Annotated in this window: 17 protein-coding genes; 3 read left to right on the top strand and 14 right to left on the bottom strand. The window is 43.1% G+C overall.

Annotation, left to right across the window (positions count from 1 at the left end; all coding sequences use genetic code 11):
* Positions 1-88: 88 nt before the first annotated feature.
* The 12 genes from HMPREF2704_RS03495 to HMPREF2704_RS03440 all read right to left on the bottom strand — a co-directional run bounded on the left by HMPREF2704_RS03495 (position 89) and on the right by HMPREF2704_RS03440 (position 13,105).
* Positions 89-304, bottom strand: a complete 216-nt coding sequence (locus HMPREF2704_RS03495) for a YehR family protein (RefSeq protein WP_239682712.1) — start codon at positions 302-304, stop codon at positions 89-91.
* Positions 305-540: 236 nt separating this feature from the next.
* On the bottom strand, positions 541-1,851 hold the full coding sequence (gene der, locus HMPREF2704_RS03490; RefSeq protein WP_003005632.1) for a ribosome biogenesis GTPase Der: 1,311 nt from the start codon (positions 1,849-1,851) through the stop codon (positions 541-543).
* Between the two features lie 57 nt (positions 1,852-1,908).
* Positions 1,909-2,622, bottom strand: coding sequence for a nitroreductase family protein (locus HMPREF2704_RS03485; RefSeq protein ID WP_070845696.1), 714 nt, complete (start codon positions 2,620-2,622; stop codon positions 1,909-1,911).
* Positions 2,619-3,518 carry a primosomal protein DnaI gene (gene dnaI / locus HMPREF2704_RS03480; RefSeq protein ID WP_070845695.1) on the bottom strand — a complete coding sequence of 300 codons (900 nt, stop codon included), beginning with the start codon at positions 3,516-3,518 and terminating at the stop codon, positions 2,619-2,621. Before dnaI ends, HMPREF2704_RS03485 begins: the two co-directional genes overlap by 4 nt.
* Positions 3,519-4,697, bottom strand: coding sequence for a replication initiation and membrane attachment family protein (locus HMPREF2704_RS03475; RefSeq protein WP_070845693.1), 1,179 nt, complete (start codon positions 4,695-4,697; stop codon positions 3,519-3,521).
* Positions 4,698-5,171 (bottom strand): transcriptional regulator NrdR, encoded by a 474-nt coding sequence (nrdR, locus tag HMPREF2704_RS03470; protein ID WP_003005476.1) that lies wholly within the window; start codon positions 5,169-5,171, stop codon positions 4,698-4,700.
* Between the two features lie 164 nt (positions 5,172-5,335).
* Positions 5,336-6,148 carry an endonuclease/exonuclease/phosphatase family protein gene (locus tag HMPREF2704_RS03465; RefSeq protein WP_070845691.1) on the bottom strand — a complete coding sequence of 271 codons (813 nt, stop codon included), beginning with the start codon at positions 6,146-6,148 and terminating at the stop codon, positions 5,336-5,338.
* 85 nt (positions 6,149-6,233) lie between these two features.
* Entirely contained in the window at positions 6,234-8,426 is a 2,193-nt protein-coding gene (locus HMPREF2704_RS03460; protein WP_070845699.1) for a PTS transporter subunit IIBC, read from the bottom strand.
* Between the two features lie 234 nt (positions 8,427-8,660).
* Positions 8,661-9,359 (bottom strand): response regulator transcription factor, encoded by a 699-nt coding sequence (locus HMPREF2704_RS03455; RefSeq protein ID WP_070845689.1) that lies wholly within the window; start codon positions 9,357-9,359, stop codon positions 8,661-8,663.
* A 9-nt stretch (positions 9,360-9,368) separates the two neighbouring features.
* A complete protein-coding gene (gndA, locus tag HMPREF2704_RS03450; protein ID WP_003008422.1) occupies positions 9,369-10,793 on the bottom strand; it encodes an NADP-dependent phosphogluconate dehydrogenase in 1,425 nt (474 codons plus the stop codon).
* Between the two features lie 169 nt (positions 10,794-10,962).
* Positions 10,963-12,441, bottom strand: coding sequence for a flotillin family protein (locus HMPREF2704_RS03445; RefSeq protein WP_003017392.1), 1,479 nt, complete (start codon positions 12,439-12,441; stop codon positions 10,963-10,965).
* Positions 12,442-12,565: 124 nt separating this feature from the next.
* Entirely contained in the window at positions 12,566-13,105 is a 540-nt protein-coding gene (locus tag HMPREF2704_RS03440; protein ID WP_003017358.1) for a YceD family protein, read from the bottom strand.
* A 203-nt stretch (positions 13,106-13,308) separates the two neighbouring features.
* Between HMPREF2704_RS03440 and HMPREF2704_RS03435 the strand changes: the two genes are divergently transcribed.
* On the top strand, positions 13,309-14,169 hold the full coding sequence (locus HMPREF2704_RS03435; protein ID WP_070845687.1) for a helix-turn-helix domain-containing protein: 861 nt from the start codon (positions 13,309-13,311) through the stop codon (positions 14,167-14,169).
* Between the two features lie 283 nt (positions 14,170-14,452).
* Positions 14,453-15,670 (top strand): MFS transporter, encoded by a 1,218-nt coding sequence (locus HMPREF2704_RS03430; protein ID WP_070845685.1) that lies wholly within the window; start codon positions 14,453-14,455, stop codon positions 15,668-15,670.
* 298 nt (positions 15,671-15,968) lie between these two features.
* Here the strand turns inward: HMPREF2704_RS03430 and htpX are convergent, their stop codons facing one another.
* Positions 15,969-16,865: a zinc metalloprotease HtpX gene (gene htpX, locus HMPREF2704_RS03425; RefSeq protein WP_070845683.1), complete on the bottom strand. Its 897-nt coding sequence runs from the start codon at positions 16,863-16,865 to the stop codon at positions 15,969-15,971.
* A 1-nt stretch (position 16,866) separates the two neighbouring features.
* Positions 16,867-17,427 (bottom strand): LemA family protein, encoded by a 561-nt coding sequence (locus tag HMPREF2704_RS03420; RefSeq protein ID WP_023918932.1) that lies wholly within the window; start codon positions 17,425-17,427, stop codon positions 16,867-16,869.
* Positions 17,428-17,497: 70 nt separating this feature from the next.
* Here HMPREF2704_RS03420 and rsmG point away from each other — a divergent pair, with 70 nt between their 5' ends.
* Positions 17,498-18,211 carry a 16S rRNA (guanine(527)-N(7))-methyltransferase RsmG gene (rsmG, locus tag HMPREF2704_RS03415; protein ID WP_070845681.1) on the top strand — a complete coding sequence of 238 codons (714 nt, stop codon included), beginning with the start codon at positions 17,498-17,500 and terminating at the stop codon, positions 18,209-18,211.
* The last annotated feature ends 93 nt before the right edge of the window (positions 18,212-18,304 follow it).

The raw sequence follows: 18,304 nt of genomic DNA, 5'->3' as shown, positions 1-18,304 counted from the left end.
TAAATTATTTGTCTAACTTTTTGGGGTCAGTACACTCTTGCAGTTGACAAAGAGTCCTTTTTACTTATTTTTCAATCATGCTCGAACTTTATCGAACCTTGACCATCCCGTTTTCTTCTAACATTTTTTTCGTTTTAATATAGTCAGTTAAGTCCTTCAATTTATTATTCGACTTAAAAGCTTTGTTCCAAGTTTTTAGGTCCAATTTTGAAAAATCTGTCACTATATGGATCTGCAAATGGCCTGACTTGGACTTTTCAACAGTATAGTCCATTCCCTTGATATGACCATAATTTTCAAGCAAACTATCCTTCGCTGAGTTAAATTCCAATGAATCAGAAGCATCAATATCGGGCAGTTCTTTCCAGAACTCCGTCTTAAGGATCTCATTGTTTTTTACAGTTAGAATAGTCGTCTCATCACCATTTCCATAAGATCCCTGATACTTTTCTTAACGTGTTGATTGACAGGCTGTTAAGAAAACAATGATGAGGCTGGTAAGCAAAAATTTCATCAAAACAGTTATTTTTCGCATATTCCCTACTTCCGTTTCCGCGCAATCAAATGGATTGGAGTTCCTTCAAAAACAAAGGCCTTGCGAATTTGGTTCTCCAAGAAACGGAGGTATGAGAAGTGCATCAGTTCTTCTTCGTTAACAAAGACCACAAAAGTTGGCGGCTTGGTTGCCACTTGTGTCGCATAGAAGATCTTGAGGCGTTTTCCTTTGTCGGTCGGCGTTGGATTAATGGCAATGGCATCCATAATCACATCGTTCAAGACAGCTGAAGGAATCCGTGTATTTTGACTCTCACTGATCTGTTTGATCATCTCTGGCAACTTGTGCAAGCGTTGTTTGGTTAAGGCAGAGACAAAAACAATCGGCGCATAAGAAAGGTATTGGAATTGATCGCGAATGTCATCTTCCCACTGCTTCATGGTATGGTTGTCTTTTTCAATGGTATCCCATTTGTTGACAACAATGATCATACCTTTACCAGCTTCGTGAGCAAAGCCAGCGATCCGCTTGTCATACTCCCGAATCCCTTCTTCGGCATTAATGACCATCAAAACCACATCTGAACGGTCGATGGCACGCATGGCACGCATGACAGAATATTTCTCAGTGTTTTCATAGATTTTACCAGATTTACGCATACCAGCTGTATCGATCATGGTAAATTCTTGGCCATCTGCATCGGTAAAATGGGTATCGATGGCATCCCGTGTAGTTCCAGCAACAGGGCTTGCGATAACTCGGTCTTCTCCAAGGATCGCATTGATCAAGCTTGATTTTCCAACATTTGGACGACCAATCAAGCTAAATTTAATGATATCTGGATTTTCTTCTTCTGTTTCATTCGGGAGATTTTCAATGATGGCATCGAGCACATCCCCAGTTCCGATCCCGTGGACAGAAGAGACCGGTAGTGGCTCACCCAGTCCTAAGGCATAAAAGTCATAGATATCATTGCGCATCTCTGGGTTATCCACCTTGTTGACTGCAAGAATGACCGGTTTATGGGTCTTATACAAGATACGAGTGACATATTCATCAGCGTCCGTGATCCCTTCTTTCCCAGAAACGACAAAGACGATCACATCTGCTTCGTCCATGGCAATTTCTGCCTGATGCTTGATTTGCTCCATAAATGGAGCATCTACGTCATCAATTCCCCCTGTATCAATGATACTAAATTTTCGATTTAACCACTCAGCTGTTGCATAAATGCGGTCACGAGTAACTCCTTCTACATCCTCAACGATGGAAATCCGCTCACCGGCAATCCGGTTAAAGAGTGTAGATTTTCCGACATTGGGACGGCCTACAATCGCAATAGTTGGTAGGGCCATGATTTCCTCTTTTCTAATGAAAGGCATAACTTCGGTTCAAGAACGCCTCTCTTCATTTCATAATAGTTTGTGTTTTTCTAGTAGTTTTTTGGTCTCTTCTTGTTCAGGTTGACCAAATTGAGCTGCAAGGCGCTCGCTCCAGCTATCTGTTGCACGCGCTCCAGCATAATCTGCCTGAACCTTGTCATAGGTAGTCACAACTGATAGGTCTTGTTCTTGGTATACTTCTTCAAAAACAACCTGCTCCAATGGCAAACGTGGTTTCACTGCATGTTGCTGGTTAGGTACTCCGAGAGCAATCCCAAAAACAGGGTAGGTATAGTCTGGCAGACGGAAGAGTTCTGCGACTTCCTCTGAACAATAGCGCAACATGCCGATAATGACTCCACCATAGCCGAGACTTTCAGCTGCCAATAGTGTATTTTGAGCTGCTAGAGCCGCATCCACTGAGGTGATCAGTAAGTTGTCCACCCCTTCAGGATGGAAATCCTGCTCATGAAGTTTGACAGCTTTTCCAGCACGGTTTAAATCCCCAACAAAGAGGAGAAAGACGGCTGATTGGCGAATCGCTTCTTGAGGAAGCAAGTCGTAGAGGGCTTCTTTCTTTTCCTTGCTTTTGACCACAATCACAGAATAAGACTGAAAATTTTTCCAACTTGATGCCATCTGCCCAGCTGATAAAATTTCCTTGAGGTCAGCTTCTTTGATGGCTTCTTTCTTAAAACGGCGAACAGAAAAATGAGATTTCATTAAACGGATGGTTTCATTCATCGGCGATTGACTCCTTCCAGATGGATTTCCTTGGCTAAAAATTTCACGCGCTCCATGACCCGTTTGGCCTGCCAGGTTTCATCCCCATTGCGCGAAGCTGCAAAATGACGTTCCAACTCTTCAAAATTAAAGTTAGAAGTAAAGAAGGTTGGGAGATTTTCCTGCATTCGGTGCTGCAAAATCACTTGTAAGATTTCATCTCGCACCCAGGCTGACATCTGTTCCGCACCGATATCATCGAGAATTAAAATTTCGGCTTTTTTCACCTGATCGACGGTTTCTTTGACCAGGCCTGAACTGATGGCATTTTTAACATCGATCGCAAAACTTGGAAAATGAAGTAGGGTAGTAGAGGCCTGGCGTTTTTCGGATAAATCATGAGCCAAGGCTGCCATCATGTAGCTCTTTCCTACTCCAAAATCACCATAGAGGTAGATCCCCTTTTGATATTCTGGATAGTTGGCCACAAAATTGGCTAATTCCTCAAAGGCCTCAAATCGCCCCTTATCATCGAGCTCTACCTTGGCTAGACTCGCTTCTTTCAAGGTTGAAGGGAGATTGATCAAGTTGAGACGTTGGTTGATCGCAGCTCGTTTTTGGGCTTCGATTAACTCTGGCGTTTCCTCATAAGCGACATCTGCATAGCCTTCATTCATGGTGAGGATGGGCTTATAACCTTTGGCAATATAATCCGGATCTCCCAATAAGAAACGGTTGCGTTCACTAATGTATTGATTAAATTTTGAAATACTCCGTCGAATTTCTTGTTCAGACAAAGACTGGTCCTTGATAAAGGCAGCAACTTCTTGGTCTGCCAAGATCTGTGCGACCAAATCCTCATAGTTAAATTGATGCGCACGGTTCATGTGAGACATAGTTTGACCTACACTTTCCATCTACTCACCTCCTTGATTCAGTTTTTCTAACAGGCGTTGTTTCTCTTTAGCAAGATCCACCTTTTCTGCTTGACTGGTTTGATTTTGATAGTTTGGTTGGCTCCACTTGGGAACATTGCTGTTCTTGCCCTTGGCTGATGTAGGACTCGTCCCCTTGTTTCCTTGAGCCTTAGCTTGTTCCTGGCGTTCTCGAACTTTTAAAATCGCTAGTTCTGCACTGTTGACCCCTTGATAAGAAAAATCATTTCCTACCTTCAAAGCATACTTTTCATTGAGATTAGCAGACTGGGTCTTGTTAAAGGTCAACAATAAGATAATATTGATCACCTCATCTAGTAAGCCTAGATCAGCTAACTTGGATAAAGTCTTGCGTTCGCTCTGCGTAATGGTCGCATTGCGTGCCTTCTTAATCTCCGCTAGAAATTGTAGGCTGGATTTTGCCTTAGCTTCTCTCAGAATGGTTTCTTCCTGACGGCTATAGGACATGCGGGGTTGCTCTTGGTTGGCCTGAGCCAACTTTTGCTTCATTCTCTTTGGAGAGACAATCCGGTCTACAGCCGTTTCTTTTGCTAGGAGATAGGTTTCATACCAGGTCCATTGTTGCTCTTCTGCGATGGCAAAGAGAGCTAGGGTTGCTTCTCCTTCATCCGCAAAACGAAGTCCATCACGCACCATCATTCGCTTAAACATCTCCATATCGAACTGCTGTTTCTTACTTGGAAGAACGGTCGTCTCCCCAGCATCTATTCCAAAGACTTGCGAGAAGGAAACTTGCCGTCTAGTCCCTAAAGAGCGTACTGGGAGCAGATCTTCCACGGCCTTTTCCCCAATCTTTTTTTCAAGCAAGCGTTTGAAAACAGCATTCGAAAAAAATTCTCCTGCCTCAAGAGGAGCATGTAACTGAATGGTGATCCCAACTTCTTCCTCATAGAGATCGATCAACCCCATGGCAATTAACCGGTCAAAAGCCAGTAGCAACTGTGGAAATCCTATATTCAAATGATTGAGGATTTGAGCCAGTAAATATTGTTTTTCATCCTGATCATAAGAGGCCAGCAGATAACGATAAACCGTTACCGTTTCCATCTCCAAAATAGGCAGGTAATACTGCTCCAATGCAGCCCCTGCCGGTGGAAGAAGATTATTTTTTAAAAATGCGAAAGGCGTATTGGGCTTCATCTATTTTTCCTTTTTCTTCTTGGTTCCCTTCGTAATTTGTTTCAAGAGGGTTTCTAACTCACCGACATCCTTGAAACTCCGGTAAACACTAGCAAAACGGACATAGGTGATCTCATCTAAATCTGCTAACTCATCCATGACCAACGAACCAATATACTCACTGTTGATTTCATTATCACTTTGGCTGCGAACCTTTTGCTCGATCCGATTCACAATTTCTTCGATTTCATCACTAGAAACAGGCCGTTTTTGAGCTGAGCGGATAATACCATTAAAGATTTTATCACGAGAAAATTGCTCGCGTGTCCCATCCTTTTTGACAACCACTAGGGTCCGCTCTTCCACTCGTTCGTAGGTAGTAAAGCGATAATGGCATTCTTCGCATTCCCTGCGACGACGGATGGTGTTCCCATCTTCAGCTTGTCGACTATCCACCACACTAGACTTACTTCCACCACATTTTGGACAACGCATTTGCTACCTCCTTAAACTGTTTTAACACTTCATTTTACCATAAATTGAATCGTAAAGAAAGCAGAAGAACAGGAGAATCCCCTATGGTTGCTCCTCATTGATCCATAAAAAAGAGTCGAAGGACGATTGAATAAAATCGTTTTCCTTTCGACTCTCCATTTATATTAAAGTGATAATTCAGCTTCTAAGCCATAGTGATCACTGACATGGGGTTTGTTTTGATCATCAAAAATGACATGTAGACGCTGGATGTCCCATTCTGGACTTGCAAAGACGTAATCGATTCGCAATGGAACTTGATTATCCGTCCAGCCATCGATTCCAGGACCTACAGTATAAGTCCCCTTTGTTTCTTTGGCTTCGATAAAACTATCTTGAAGTTTTAGCGAACTGGATAGAATCGTTTCATACCCTTCTTGACCAGCAGGATTATTGAAATCACCAGCTAGAATAAAAGGTTTGCCTACTTGGCTGAAGTAGTTCTCAATGCGTGGCCACTCAAATTGGAAACCTTTGTCCCACCAAGAAAGATGGACGCTGGCAACAGCAATCTCTTTGCCATCTACACTTGTATGGGCAACAGCTACTCGGCGGGTATGGTAGTCCGTTGGATCATCCATATTGGATACCAAAATCTCATCCGCCTTCAAGGGTTGACGCGAAAGAACGGCCACACCCTCATTGAGGTGATCATAGCCAATATGGTTGTAGGCCCAAGTCCAGTAATAGTGAAGACCTTGAGCAGCCAACTCCTCAACCAATACGCGAACAAAGTGATCCTTGTGAATGGCTACAGCTGATGGCAAAGCTTGATAATACTCATCCGTTTTAACTGCTTCTGAGGCCATTTCTTGATTGACCTCTTGGAAACAGATCACATCATATTGTGCTTCTAAAATTTGCTCCTTGAGGGTCTCAAATTTTTGCTGGGCATTCTCTTCCATCCAACTATGGGAATTTAATGTTAAAAATTTCATCCCCTGATTTCTCCTTCTTTTCAAATCAAGAAACGGCAAGAGGCCGGGTACACTGCCCCAACCTCGTTTTCTTTGCCGACATCTCTTATAATTCTACTGTTGCAACAGGCGTATTTGCAGCCAATTTACCAGTATGTTCGACCTTAACTGATTTAATCGCATCTGCATTTGTGAAGACAACAATTGTTGAAGTTTCACGACCAGCTGCACGGATCGCATCAAGGTCTGCTTCTACCAAGAGGTCTCCAGCAGCCACTGTTTGACCTTCAGAAACTTTAACCTCAAATGGTTTTCCTTCAAGACTAACAGTATCTAGACCAATGTGAACCAAGACTTCCAAACCATTATCTGTTACCAAACCAAGGGCATGTTTGGTTGGGAAGACACTAGTAACTTTACCAGCAACTGGTGAAACGATGTGGCCATTTTCAGGCTCAACTGCAAATCCGTCTCCCATCATTTTTTGTGAGAATACAGGATCTTTCACATCTTCGATGTTGATCACTTCACCATCTGCAACAGAGTGAACTTCATCAGTTACCCCTTTAAAGGTTGCTTCAGCCTTTTGAACTGCTGTCATTTGGCTAGGAAGTGTTTCAGGAATGACTTCACCTGAATCAAGAACGTCTTGGATATCAGATTTCAATACGTCAGCTTTAGGTCCGTAGATCGCTTGGACCCCTTGTCCTTTCATGACAAGACCCATAGCGCCTTCAGCTTTCCATTGTTCTTCTGTTCCGACTTTTTCAGCGTCCTTAACGGTTACACGAAGACGAGTCATACATGCGTCAACGTCGACGATGTTAGCACGTCCACCAAGAAGGTTGATAATGTTAATGACTTGTGAGCTTGCTGAGCTTGTAGCAGCACCTGCTGCTGCACCATCTCCTGCAGGGGCATCATCATTTTGTTCATAGTTACCGTTACGTCCTGGAGTCGCATAATTGAATTTCTTAATCATGAAGTTAGCAATGAAGTACATGATAAATCCAAAGAGGACTGTTACCCATACAAAGTTAAAGATATCTAGTGCCAAACCAGCGTTGATGGCCATTGGTGTACGTGTCAAGAACTCGATTGAACCGAATGAGTGAACACGAAGGTGAACCAAGTCAGCCATTGCAAAGGCAGCACCTTGAACAAAGGCGTAGATCAAGTACAATGGTGTTGCAATGAACATGAACATGTATTCAATTGGTTCTGTAACACCTGTCAAGAAGGTTGCAAGAGCAGTCGCAACAAGCATTCCTTTGTATTTTTCTTTTTTATCTGGGTCCACATTGCGGTAGATAGCCACCACGATTCCCATCAAGATACCGAAAGATCCGATCATTTGACCAACTTTGAAACGAGCTGGTACGTATGCTTTAAGCAAGTGTTGATACTGACTAGGATCTGCTTTCTTCAAGTTGACAAGGTCTGTTACCCAAGCCAACCAAAGTGGATCTTGTCCAAATACAGTTGTTCCTTTGGCAGCACCTGTAAGAACTTGGTAGCTACCACCCAATTGAGTATAGTTGATTGGAATGGTCAACATGTGGTGAAGACCAAATGGCAAGAGAAGACGTTCCAAGGTACCAAACAAGAATGGTGCCAATACTGGAGCTGTTGATTGTGAGTTGGCGATCCAAACACCAAATCCATTAATTCCTGATTGAACTACTGGCCACAAGGCTGACAGAACCAAGGCTGTTAGAGCTGAACGAACGATAACAACGAATGGTACAAAGCGTTTCCCGTTGAAGAAAGAAAGGGCTTCTGGGAGTTTACGGTAGTTGTAGTATTTATTGAAGGCAGTTGCTCCAACGAAACCTGAGATAATCCCTACAAATACCCCCATATTAAGAGCTGGAGCTTCAAGAACACTGATAAAGTAGTCCGCAACTTTAATTGATCCACCGAAGATTGTGTGAACCGTAGCAGCCTTATCAGCTAACATTGCAGATGTCACTCCGAAAACTGCACCGGTAATACGGTTAATCAAGATGAAAGAAAGACCAGCTGCAAAGGCACCCCCTGCACGTTCTTTGGCCCAGCTACCACCGATAGCAAGGGCAAAGAGGATGTGAAGGTTTCCGATAACCCCCCAACCGATTTGTTCGAGAATTCCACCTGTAATAACAAGTGGAGATAAATTCGGGTTGATCATAGGGATAGATTTCCCGATTGAAATCATCAACCCAGCCGCTGGCATGACAGCGATAACGACCATCAAGGCCTTACCGAACTTCTGCCAGAATTCAAAGCTAAATAAACTTTTGAATGATCCTTTGTTCATCATTCAACCTCCTTATATTGTTTAAGGCTTTGTTTTAAGAAAACGTTTGCGCTTAATTTGTTTCTAGTATACCATATTTTAAAAATTTGTAAAGCCTTACATTCATTTTTTTCTCCAAATTTTATCTTTTTTTATCTTTTTTAAGCCAAATCCTTTTTAAAACCCATCCTTCCCGAACGCAAACGTTTCCCTTGAAGTATAAAAATATTCGAACCCTCTAAGGGTTCGAATATTTTATTCTAATGCGTCTTGCATGGCATAGCCAATCCCACGAACGGTCTTAATATAGCTTTTTTGACCGGGTAGATCAATTTTCCCACGGAGATAACGGATATAGACGTCCACAATATTAGTCTCACCTGTACTCTCGTACTTCCAGACACTTTCCAACAACTGATCTCGTGTCACCACCCCTTTGCTTCCCATCAGAGTCGCTAAGAGATCATACTCCCTGCGGGTCAAACTAATCATGTCTTTCCCACGATAGACGGTATGGTGTTCCACATCAATGCGCAAATTGCGGTATGATGTTGGGATTTTCATCTGGCTACAATGTTGGTCAATATAATCACGTCCTCTAAAAATGGCTGTGATCTTATCTACCAAATCGCTGATAATAAAGGGTTTGACCATATAGGAAACGGCAAAGCGCTGAATACTCTCTTTGTGCTCAGCAATTTTTTCGCGGCTATCCAAAACAATCAAAACAGAAGCTGGGCGAATCCGACTGATTTCCTCTGCGAATGTTTCACCAGACATATCTGACAAATCGTAATTAAACAAGATCAGATCATATTTGGTCGCAGCAATCAAGGACAGACCCGCTTTTCCATCCTCGACCACATCAACTTGATACCCCTCTTTTTGAAGTTCCAAATCAATGAAACGAGCGATTTGCTTCTCATTTTCTACTAGTAGAACTCGTTTGACCATAGAGCAAGATTATTTTTCGTCGTACCAAGAATAGTGGAAGGTACCTTCTTTGTCTTTACGTTGGTAAGTGTGAGCACCAAAGTAGTCACGTTGTGCTTGGATCAAGTTTGCTGGAAGATCCGCTGAACGGTAGCTATCGAAGTAAGTGATGGCTGCTGAGAAGGTTGGTACAGGTACACCTGCTTGAACAGCAAGAGCTACAATGTCACGAACTGATTGTTGGTACTTAGCAGTGACATCCAAGAAGTACTCATCCAATAGAAGGTTAGCAAGATCTGCATCGCGGTTGTAAGCATCTGTGATCTTTTGCAAGAAACGAGAACGGATGATACATCCATCGCGCCAGATAGATGCGATGTCCGCAAATGGTAAGTTCCAGTTGTTTTCTTTAGAAGCAACACGCAATTGCGCAAAACCTTGTGCGTAAGAGATGATTTTTGAGAAGTAAAGGGCTTGACGAATTTTTTCGATCAACTCAGCCTTGTCTCCTTCAAATTTGAAGGCAGCTGGTTTTGGAAGAACCTTGCTAGCGTGTACACGTTCTTCTTTGTAGGCAGAGATGTAACGAGCAAATACTGACTCAGTGATGAGTGACAATGGTACACCAAGGTCAAGCGCTGATTGGCTCGTCCATTTACCAGTTCCTTTGTTGCCTGCAGCGTCCAAGATGTAGTCTACGATTGGTCCATCTTGACCTTCGTCGTCTTTGCGTTTCAAGATATCAGCAGTGATTTCGATCAAGTAGCTGTCCAATTCACCCTTGTTCCATTCAGTGAAGATTTCAGCCATGTCTTCTGCAGAAAGACCAAGCAAGTGTTGCATGAGGTCATAGCTTTCTGCGATCAATTGCATATCACCGTACTCAATCCCATTGTGGACCATTTTCACGTAGTGACCAGCTCCATCAGGACCGATGTAAGTCACACATGGTTTTCCATCTTCAGGCGCTTTTGCAGAGATTTCTTCAAGAACGTCAGCTACCAAGTCATATGCTTCTTTTTGTCCACCAGGCATGATAGAAGGACCTTCAAGGGCACCTTTTTCACCACCAGATACACCTGTACCGATAAAGTTGATCCCTGAGTTCGCCAACTCTTCATTACGACGGATGGTATCTTTATAGAAAGTGTTTCCTCCGTCGATCAAAATATCACCTTTATCCAAATGTGGAAGAAGTGCTTGGATAGTTGCGTCTGTACCAGGTCCTGCTTGAACCATGAGCATGATACGACGTGGTTTTTCGATTGAGTTTACGAAGCTTTCGATATCATAGCTTGGCACAAAGTTTTTATCAGGATGGCAAGCAATCACATCTTCTGTTTTTTCTTTACTACGGTTAAAAATGGCAACTGTGTAGCCACGAGATTCGATATTAAGGGCAAGGTTACGACCCATTACGGCCATACCAACAACACCAAAGTTTGCTTTAGTCATGTGACACTCCTCTTTATAGTTTGCATTTATTCTACCATTTTTCCTCCTCAAAAGAAAGCAGAAAATAGCTTCCCGCCTTCTCCAAGAAGGAGAAGCTCCTGCAAATCATTTGATCTTCAAAATAAAAGTGCCCGAGAAACAGTTCTCAGACACTTTCTTAAGAATGGTATTAATCTTCTTTAGAAGCTAACTCCTCTGCTTCAATGACCGGTTGTTCTCCTTCTTTGAGTTTATTGACCGTCATATTGACCCCAAGAGCTCCTGCTAGCAATTGACGAATATCAAATCCAGCTCCTTGAGAGACTTGGTCGATACTTTGCATAATATCGCCCACCATCTTAGAAGCATTGCCTTCCCCGTACATGGTGATCTTATCCACCTTGGTTAATGGTTCAGCGACAGCACGCGCAATTTCAGGCAACTTGTCAACGACCATTTCAGTAATGGCTGCTTCTTGCATTTTCTTCATCGCTTCGGCCTTTTGGTCCAAACCTTTGGCTTCAGCTTCCAGTTTCAAGCGAATGGCTTCAGCCTCGGCACGACCTTTAGCCTCAATAGCTTCGGCCTCTTGCAATTGGGCAAATTTCTCAGCTTCGGCTTGGGCTTTTCGAGCTTCGGCTTCTTTTTGTGTTTCGAAGAGTTCTGCTTCCGCCTTGCGTTGGCGTTCAATCAATTCTGCTTCTGCAGCTTGTTGACGCGCATATTTTTCAGCTTCAGCTTGTTTGCGGATGTTGGCATCCAATTCTTGCTCACGAACCTTAACTTCGCGCTCTTTGACTTCCGCTTCTTTTTCCTGTTTCATGATATTAGCTTCGGCTGCCACGCGCTCTTGTTCACGACGTTGCACCTCTGCCTCAATCCCTTTAGCGGCATCCGCTTTTGCTTGGGCAATATCTGCTTCTTGCTTGAGGGCTGCTTGTTTGAGTTTTAATTCGTTTTGTTTTTGCGCAATTTCAAGATCGGCTGCGACGCGTTTGTCGTTGGCCAATTTATCTTGTTCTGCTTCAACTTCCTTGCGTTCGCGTTCTGCTTTGGCTTTGGCAATCAAGGCATCTTTCTTAATGGTTTCAACATTTTCAATCCCGAGGTTATCGATGACTCCCCCTTCATCAGAGAAGGATTGAACCGTAAAGGCGATGACTTCTAGACCCATTTTAGCCAAGTCTGGCGCTACGTTGTCTTGCACTTTTGAGGCAAACTCTTGACGGTCATTGACCATCTTACGGAGCTCCATCTGACCGATCACTTCCCGCAAGTTTCCTTCCAAGACATCTTGGACAGAATTGGAAATATCTGTCGTATTCCAGTTCAAGAAGTTTTCTGCAGCCCGGGCAATCATTTCATCGGTTGTACCGATTTTTAATTTAACAGCTGCATCGGCACGGACGTTAATGAAGTCCAGTGTTGGGACTGCTTCTGACGTCCGAACATCTGTCGAGAATTGCTCAATATCAAGATAAGAGCGTTGTTCGACAAAGGGAATCATAAAGCCTGCTTTCCCACGCAAGTGACGTTGCTTCCGAAGACCGGTAATGACCACGACTTCGTTGGGTTTAGCGTTGACATACCCTTTGACCAATAAGATCAATACAAGAATGGCTACGATTACAAAAGTAATCAACCAACCTGGAATAAATAAAGTATCCATACTTTTTCTCCTTTTTTAGAGGTCTCCCCTCTGTTGTTTATTAATCCTAGTATATCAAAAGAAGGCCTTTCCTCAAAGAAAAGACCTGTATTTATGTCTAAATTTATCAAATGCAATCTCTAGCTTATTCTTCGTCAAACAAGCCATTTAGACCAGCGAAAGGACTGTTTTCTTCTTTCTTAATCGCTTGAGCGGCTTGGTATTCTTCTTCGGATAGGATTTTCCAATCATTGCCTTCGATAAAACCTTGTCCAGCCTCTTCTTCTGGAGTAAGAACCTTGAGGGGAATATTGAGCAGGATATTATCCGCTACACTCTCACTCAGGTCAATCTTCCCACCTTCGATTGGAAGGATCAAGTCTTCCTCTAGGGCCTCGATGTCTGCGTCAGACTGTACATCCTCCGCAAACACCTCTGTTACAGGATAGCTCTCTTGAAGCTCGACAGGCTCCATGCTTCGGCTAGATGCCAAAACGATGGTGTAGCTCAACTGGTAATCCAAGATATAGAGGCCTGTATCATAGGCTACTCGTCCTGTCGCTGTCACATTCTTTAAATCAAGAATTTCTGGATTACGCTTTTGCAATTCCTTGAGCAAATCCAACTCTTGATCAAAAGCTAGTCCTTCAGGATTTTTACGGATTTCTTGTGTAAATAGGTTCATTCTTTTGTCCTCAAATCTTCTAGATACTACTAGTATATCATGAAGCTGCCCCTCAACCAAGAAGTCTCCTCAAAAATTTGTTATAATCATGAAAAAGATACAGTAACTAGGCCAATTGGTGTTGTACACAAGGTCCCACCATCTCTTGGACAAAAGAGGGTCACTGGCTAGGGCATTGAGCAATGTTAGATAGAGGAGAATTCATGAAAGAAATCGGAGCAGTTTTTCGGCAAATACGTGAAAGTCGTCACATCTCTTTAGAGGAAGCTACGGGTGGCGAATTTTCGCGCTCCATGTTATCTCGATTTGAAAGAGGGGAAAATGACCTGACGACCCAACGGTTTTTTCAGGCTTTGCAACAGATCAAAACCAGCCTCAGTGAGTTCTCTCATCTAGCTGGAATCGATCAGCACTCTTTTATTCCCAAATTGTTGAAAGAGCACTATGAAAACATGAGCTTGGAACACGATCAAGCCTTGTACCAAAACTACCAGCTAGCCTATCAGAAACATCACAAAAAAGAAGACCTCTTAGCCAGCATTATTCTCAAGGCCCAAATGCTTGGCTTCTATCCTGAGGTGGAGCTCACCGCTAGCCAAGAGGAACTGGATTTCCTCCATGATTATCTCTTCTCTGTCATGATCTGGGGAAATTTTGAATTGAACCTGTTCTCTCTGACCTCTCCTCTTTTCTCTAGTCAGCTTTATCGACAATACACAGAGGAGTTGGTTCAACGGGAGGATTTCAAACTTCTCCTAGATTCCTCTCGTCCTGCCCTTAACTCTATTTTTCTCAATGGCTTCTTTCTGGCCACTAGTTCGAATGAATTTGAAGACGCGATCTATTTTGATCAGTTGATCAAGGACCACTTTTACTCTGAAAATGAAGCCTACCATCGGACGGTTTATCTCTATGCCAAAGGAGAATTTCTCTATCGAAAGGGAGAAAAAGAAATCGGTCTTGAAAAGATGGAACAGGCCATCCAGGTTCTCTCTATTCTGGATTGTAAGGACAGTGCCAACTACTACAAACAGGGCCTGCAAGAACTGATCAATAAATCCTAAAAACTCACAGATCTACTCTGTGAGTTTTTGTTGAAAATATGCAACATTATTTTTTTCTTGCTTTTTAGGTTTACAATAGGACTATCAAGTAAAGAAAGAAGGTTCTTCCCATGATAACCAAACTAAAAAGCTACTTCCTCCGCTTTCTTCTCTCACATACCAGCATTTATCTGAAGGATCAGGAACTAGCTCTCTCTGAAGATGAGAAAATGGAGCTCTTCAAACAGATCTTTCGATCCATCAAACAAGTCCTACCCACTAATCACGTGAAGGAGGAAGGCTTATGAAACTCTTAGTCCGTAATAAGATTTTTGCCTTACTTAGTCTTTCTCGCTTTTTGAATACCCTGGGTGCTGCCATCTACAATCTGGTCTTTGTGGTCTTTGCTGCCAGCATGCCACAGCCGAGCCTAGCAGTTGGCATTGCCAATCTCATTGTATTTATTCCTAGCCTCTTTACCATTTTTGTCGGGATGAAGGCTGACCGCACGAAGAAAAAAGCTAACTGGTTGATCCGCATTGGCTATCTTCAAGCCATCCTCTTCATCCTTATTGCTCTCATGACCAAGATTCCAGGTTACCTAGCCTTTTCGATTGTTTGCTTTTTAAACATTGTTTCAGATTGTTTGAGCGATTATCGCGGAGGCTTGCAACTCCCCATCATGAAAAAGAACATCCCCGACGAGGATTTGATGGAAGCCTATTCCTTCAACCAACTACTTAGTATGGTCTGTTCGATTTCTGGACAAGCTCTAGGAGTTTGGTTGCTAACCATCAGCCATCAAAATTTTGCCCTGGTCGCTTCGATCAATGCAGTGACTTTTCTCCTGTCTTCTACCTGTCTCTTGATTAGAAAAAAGCAGCTGACACATGATCCCGTCATTGAGCCCAAAAGTAAGAATTCTTTGGTACACGAATGCCAAGAGATGTACCAGAACGCCAAAAGTATTTTTTCAGATGAGGAGGTTCACCACTTTGGCAAGTTGCTCTTCTCATTGGTTCTCATCAATGCCCTTGGGGGATCCATCTCAGGTATCTACAATTTACAACTGCTTCACTCCCCCTTCTTTCAGTTGAGCTTTAGCCAATCCCTCTTGATCTTAGAGGCAGTGACTATTTTAAGCATGGTCTGGGCTAGCCTGACACCCCATGACTATTTTTCCAAGCAATCGCTCCACCATATCCTCCTTTGGATCACAGGTGGGCTGACTATGCTTGGGCTCACAAATATTCTGGTGCACTGGGATTTCCTTTCCCTTCTACTCATCACTTTCCTTGGTTATCTTGTAGCAAAAATCAATCCAAAAGTTTCCAGTCTTTTAATGAGCAAATTACCCGCTGAAAAATTAGCTTCTACCTCTAGCTTTTTGGGACTGATGGTCAGCTTTGCTATGCCACTTGGAACAGCTCTCTTTTCTAGTCTAGCTATCTGGAGCCTTCCCCTAGCTTGGGGGATCTTTGCCATCCTTGGTTTCACTACCCTCCTCTTAACAACCAAATAAAAAATCCACCGTTTGGTGGATTGAGCTTGAGGACAAAGTCATCTTAAAAACTTTCCTTAGGTGAGGACGGACGTCAGCGAACTTCGAAGAAGTTCCATGACTAATTATTGAGTCTAAGGTCTCAATAATTCCGAGTGCCTGAAACTAAATAGCTTCAGGCACTTTTCTCACGGCGGAAAGTTTCAATAGATGAGTTAATAATTCTAAAGAATAAATTTCTTTTATTTGTATAGAATTTATTAGATTTATAAAGAAAAACAGTTTTCCCACACTCTCAATCCTGCTAATGATGGATTTTTTACATTTTTCTTAGGCGAGCCACTCGCTCAGCAATGGGTGGGTGGGTATAAAAGAGTTTTTGCAATCCGGATTCTTTTTTTGGATCGTTGATAAAAAGAGCACTGCTCGCATCATCGACATGTCGTTGCATGGGTTCGCTATTGTCTAGTTTTAACAAAGCATTGATCATCCCTTGAGGATTCCGTGTCAATTCGACACTTGAAGCGTCTGCTAGGAACTCCCGTTGACGAGAAATGGCTAACTGGACCAGGGTCGCTGCTAATGGCGCTAAAACGATGGCAAGCAAGGAAAGGATCAGAATAATAATTTCTAAACCACCGCTACCTTCTCGATCATCGTCCCGGCTACGGCCACCGCCCCACCACATCATCCGGCCACCAATGCTAGAAAGCATGGTGATGGCACTGGCAAGGGCCACTGCAATCGTAGAGATGCGAATATCGTAATTGCGAATGTGGCTGACTTCATGTCCGATGACTCCCTCCAATTCCTCACGGTTCATCACAGCTAGAAGACCTGTCGTTGCTGCAACAGCAGCATTTTGAGGATTGGACCCTGTCGCAAATGCATTCATAGAAGGATCATCTACAATATAGACCCGAGGCATGGGGATCTGGGCTACCATAGCCATATCTTGTACAATATGGTAGAGTTGAGGGGCTTGCTCTTCCGTTACCTCACGCGCCCCATTCATCCGCATGACAACTTCGGTGGATTGAAAAACCATGCTAAAGGCATAGATTCCACCAATAATCAAAGCTAGGATGACGCCACCAAAGGAGGAGCCTAACCAGAGGTAACCAACGGCTGCTCCGATAAGAGCTAAGAGTATGAAAAAAGCAATAAGGAGAATCCAGGTTCTCCTTTTATTGCTTGCAATTTGGTCAAAGAGCATATTAGTCTCCTAATCCGCTAAAGTCCACCTTTGGTACTGCTTTTTCTTCTTCAGGCACTTGAAGAAATTCAGCTTGTCTGAAGCCGAACATTCCAGCAATCACGTTTGTTGGGAAAGTTTCCAACTTGACATTGTAATTGCTTGTGACACTATTGTACAATTGACGAGCATAAGAAATTTTGTTTTCTGTGTTGGTCAATTCTTCTTGCAATTGCATGAAGTTGGTGTTGGCTTTCAAGTCTGGGTAATTTTCAGCCACCGCAAAGATGCCTGCTACTTGGCGTGAAAGAGCATCACTGGCTGCCATTGCTTCTGCAGGTGAAGAAGCTTGCGCTACTTGTTGGCGAAGTTGAGTCACTTTTGCTAGTGTATCTCCTTCGTACTTGGCATAGCCTTTAACGGTTTCGATCAAGTTTGGAATCAAGTCATTCCGACGTTTCAATTGCACATCAATTTGACTCCAAGCTTCGCGAGTCTGCATGCGGCTTTTCACCAAACCGTTGTAAACTCCTACTACAATCAACACAAGGACCACAATGATCCCAAGAATAATCCAAATCATTTTATTGAATTCCTTTCATTTCTTTCTACCAGTATATCAAATTTCCCTTATTTTGTGGTAAAATAAAAGCATGAAACCAGAAGAATTTTATGTCCGTTTAGCCGACCTCGGCTTTCCATTAACTGATCGTCAAAAAGAGCAATACGAACGCTATTTTGAGCTCCTCGTGGAATGGAATGAAAAGATTAATCTCACCGCCATCACCGAAAAAGACGAAGTCTATCTCAAGCATTTTTATGATTCGATCGCACCCATTTTACAGGGCCTGATCGAAAACCAACCCATCCGTCTCCTGGATATCGGAGCTGGCGCTGGCTTTCCCAGCCTACCCATGAAGATCCTTTTCCCTGAGCTGGATGTGACCATCATTGATTCCCTTAATAAGCGGATCAATTTTCTCCACTTGCTGGCTGAAGAGTTGGGCTTAAATGGGGTTCATTTCTACCATGGACGAGCTGAAGACTTTGCACAAGACAAGGCCTTTCGTGCCCAATTTGATATCGTAACTGCCCGCGCTGTTGCCCGCATGCAGGTCCTCTCTGAACTGACCATCCCTTACCTGAAAGTAGGAGGACGGCTTCTTGCTCTCAAGGCCAGCAATGCTCCAGAAGAGTTGGAAGAAGCCAAAAATGCCCTCAACCTGCTCTTTAGCAAGGTTGAAGACAATCTACAGTATGAATTGCCAAACGGGGATCCACGCTTTATCACTCTTGTAGAAAAGAAAAAAGAAACCCCCAATAAATACCCAAGAAAAGCAGGCATGCCCAATAAGCGTCCATTGTAGTAAGATACAAAGGGCTAAGCGGATAAAGTCAAAATAGGGAATTCGACGCAGAATCCAAAAGATTCTAGGAGGATTCATCTTTTTGACACAATC

Origin of the sequence: Streptococcus sp. HMSC076C09, assembly GCF_001837905.1 — a bacterium.
In the GTDB taxonomy this organism is placed as follows: Bacteria; Bacillota; Bacilli; order Lactobacillales; family Streptococcaceae; genus Streptococcus; species Streptococcus parasanguinis_I.
The sequence above is the reverse complement of the archived record's forward strand: the minus strand, read 5'-3'. Positions and strand labels throughout refer to the sequence as shown.

Bases quoted from the DNA above. Each gene is read 5' to 3' on its own strand.
- der (WP_003005632.1), bottom strand. From the start codon at position 1,851: ATGGCCCTACCAACTATTGCGATTGTAGGCCGTCCCAATGTCGGAAAA.
- HMPREF2704_RS03485 (WP_070845696.1), bottom strand. From the start codon at position 2,622: ATGAATGAAACCATCCGTTTAATGAAATCTCATTTTTCTGTTCGCCGT.
- dnaI (WP_070845695.1), bottom strand. From the start codon at position 3,518: ATGGAAAGTGTAGGTCAAACTATGTCTCACATGAACCGTGCGCATCAA.
- HMPREF2704_RS03475 (WP_070845693.1), bottom strand. From the start codon at position 4,697: ATGAAGCCCAATACGCCTTTCGCATTTTTAAAAAATAATCTTCTTCCA.
- nrdR (WP_003005476.1), bottom strand. From the start codon at position 5,171: ATGCGTTGTCCAAAATGTGGTGGAAGTAAGTCTAGTGTGGTGGATAGT.
- HMPREF2704_RS03465 (WP_070845691.1), bottom strand. From the start codon at position 6,148: ATGAAATTTTTAACATTAAATTCCCATAGTTGGATGGAAGAGAATGCC.
- HMPREF2704_RS03460 (WP_070845699.1), bottom strand. From the start codon at position 8,426: ATGAACAAAGGATCATTCAAAAGTTTATTTAGCTTTGAATTCTGGCAG.
- HMPREF2704_RS03455 (WP_070845689.1), bottom strand. From the start codon at position 9,359: ATGGTCAAACGAGTTCTACTAGTAGAAAATGAGAAGCAAATCGCTCGT.
- gndA (WP_003008422.1), bottom strand. From the start codon at position 10,793: ATGACTAAAGCAAACTTTGGTGTTGTTGGTATGGCCGTAATGGGTCGT.
- HMPREF2704_RS03445 (WP_003017392.1), bottom strand. From the start codon at position 12,441: ATGGATACTTTATTTATTCCAGGTTGGTTGATTACTTTTGTAATCGTA.
- HMPREF2704_RS03440 (WP_003017358.1), bottom strand. From the start codon at position 13,105: ATGAACCTATTTACACAAGAAATCCGTAAAAATCCTGAAGGACTAGCT.
- HMPREF2704_RS03435 (WP_070845687.1), top strand. From the start codon at position 13,309: ATGAAAGAAATCGGAGCAGTTTTTCGGCAAATACGTGAAAGTCGTCAC.
- HMPREF2704_RS03430 (WP_070845685.1), top strand. From the start codon at position 14,453: ATGAAACTCTTAGTCCGTAATAAGATTTTTGCCTTACTTAGTCTTTCT.
- htpX (WP_070845683.1), bottom strand. From the start codon at position 16,865: ATGCTCTTTGACCAAATTGCAAGCAATAAAAGGAGAACCTGGATTCTC.
- HMPREF2704_RS03420 (WP_023918932.1), bottom strand. From the start codon at position 17,427: ATGATTTGGATTATTCTTGGGATCATTGTGGTCCTTGTGTTGATTGTA.
- rsmG (WP_070845681.1), top strand. From the start codon at position 17,498: ATGAAACCAGAAGAATTTTATGTCCGTTTAGCCGACCTCGGCTTTCCA.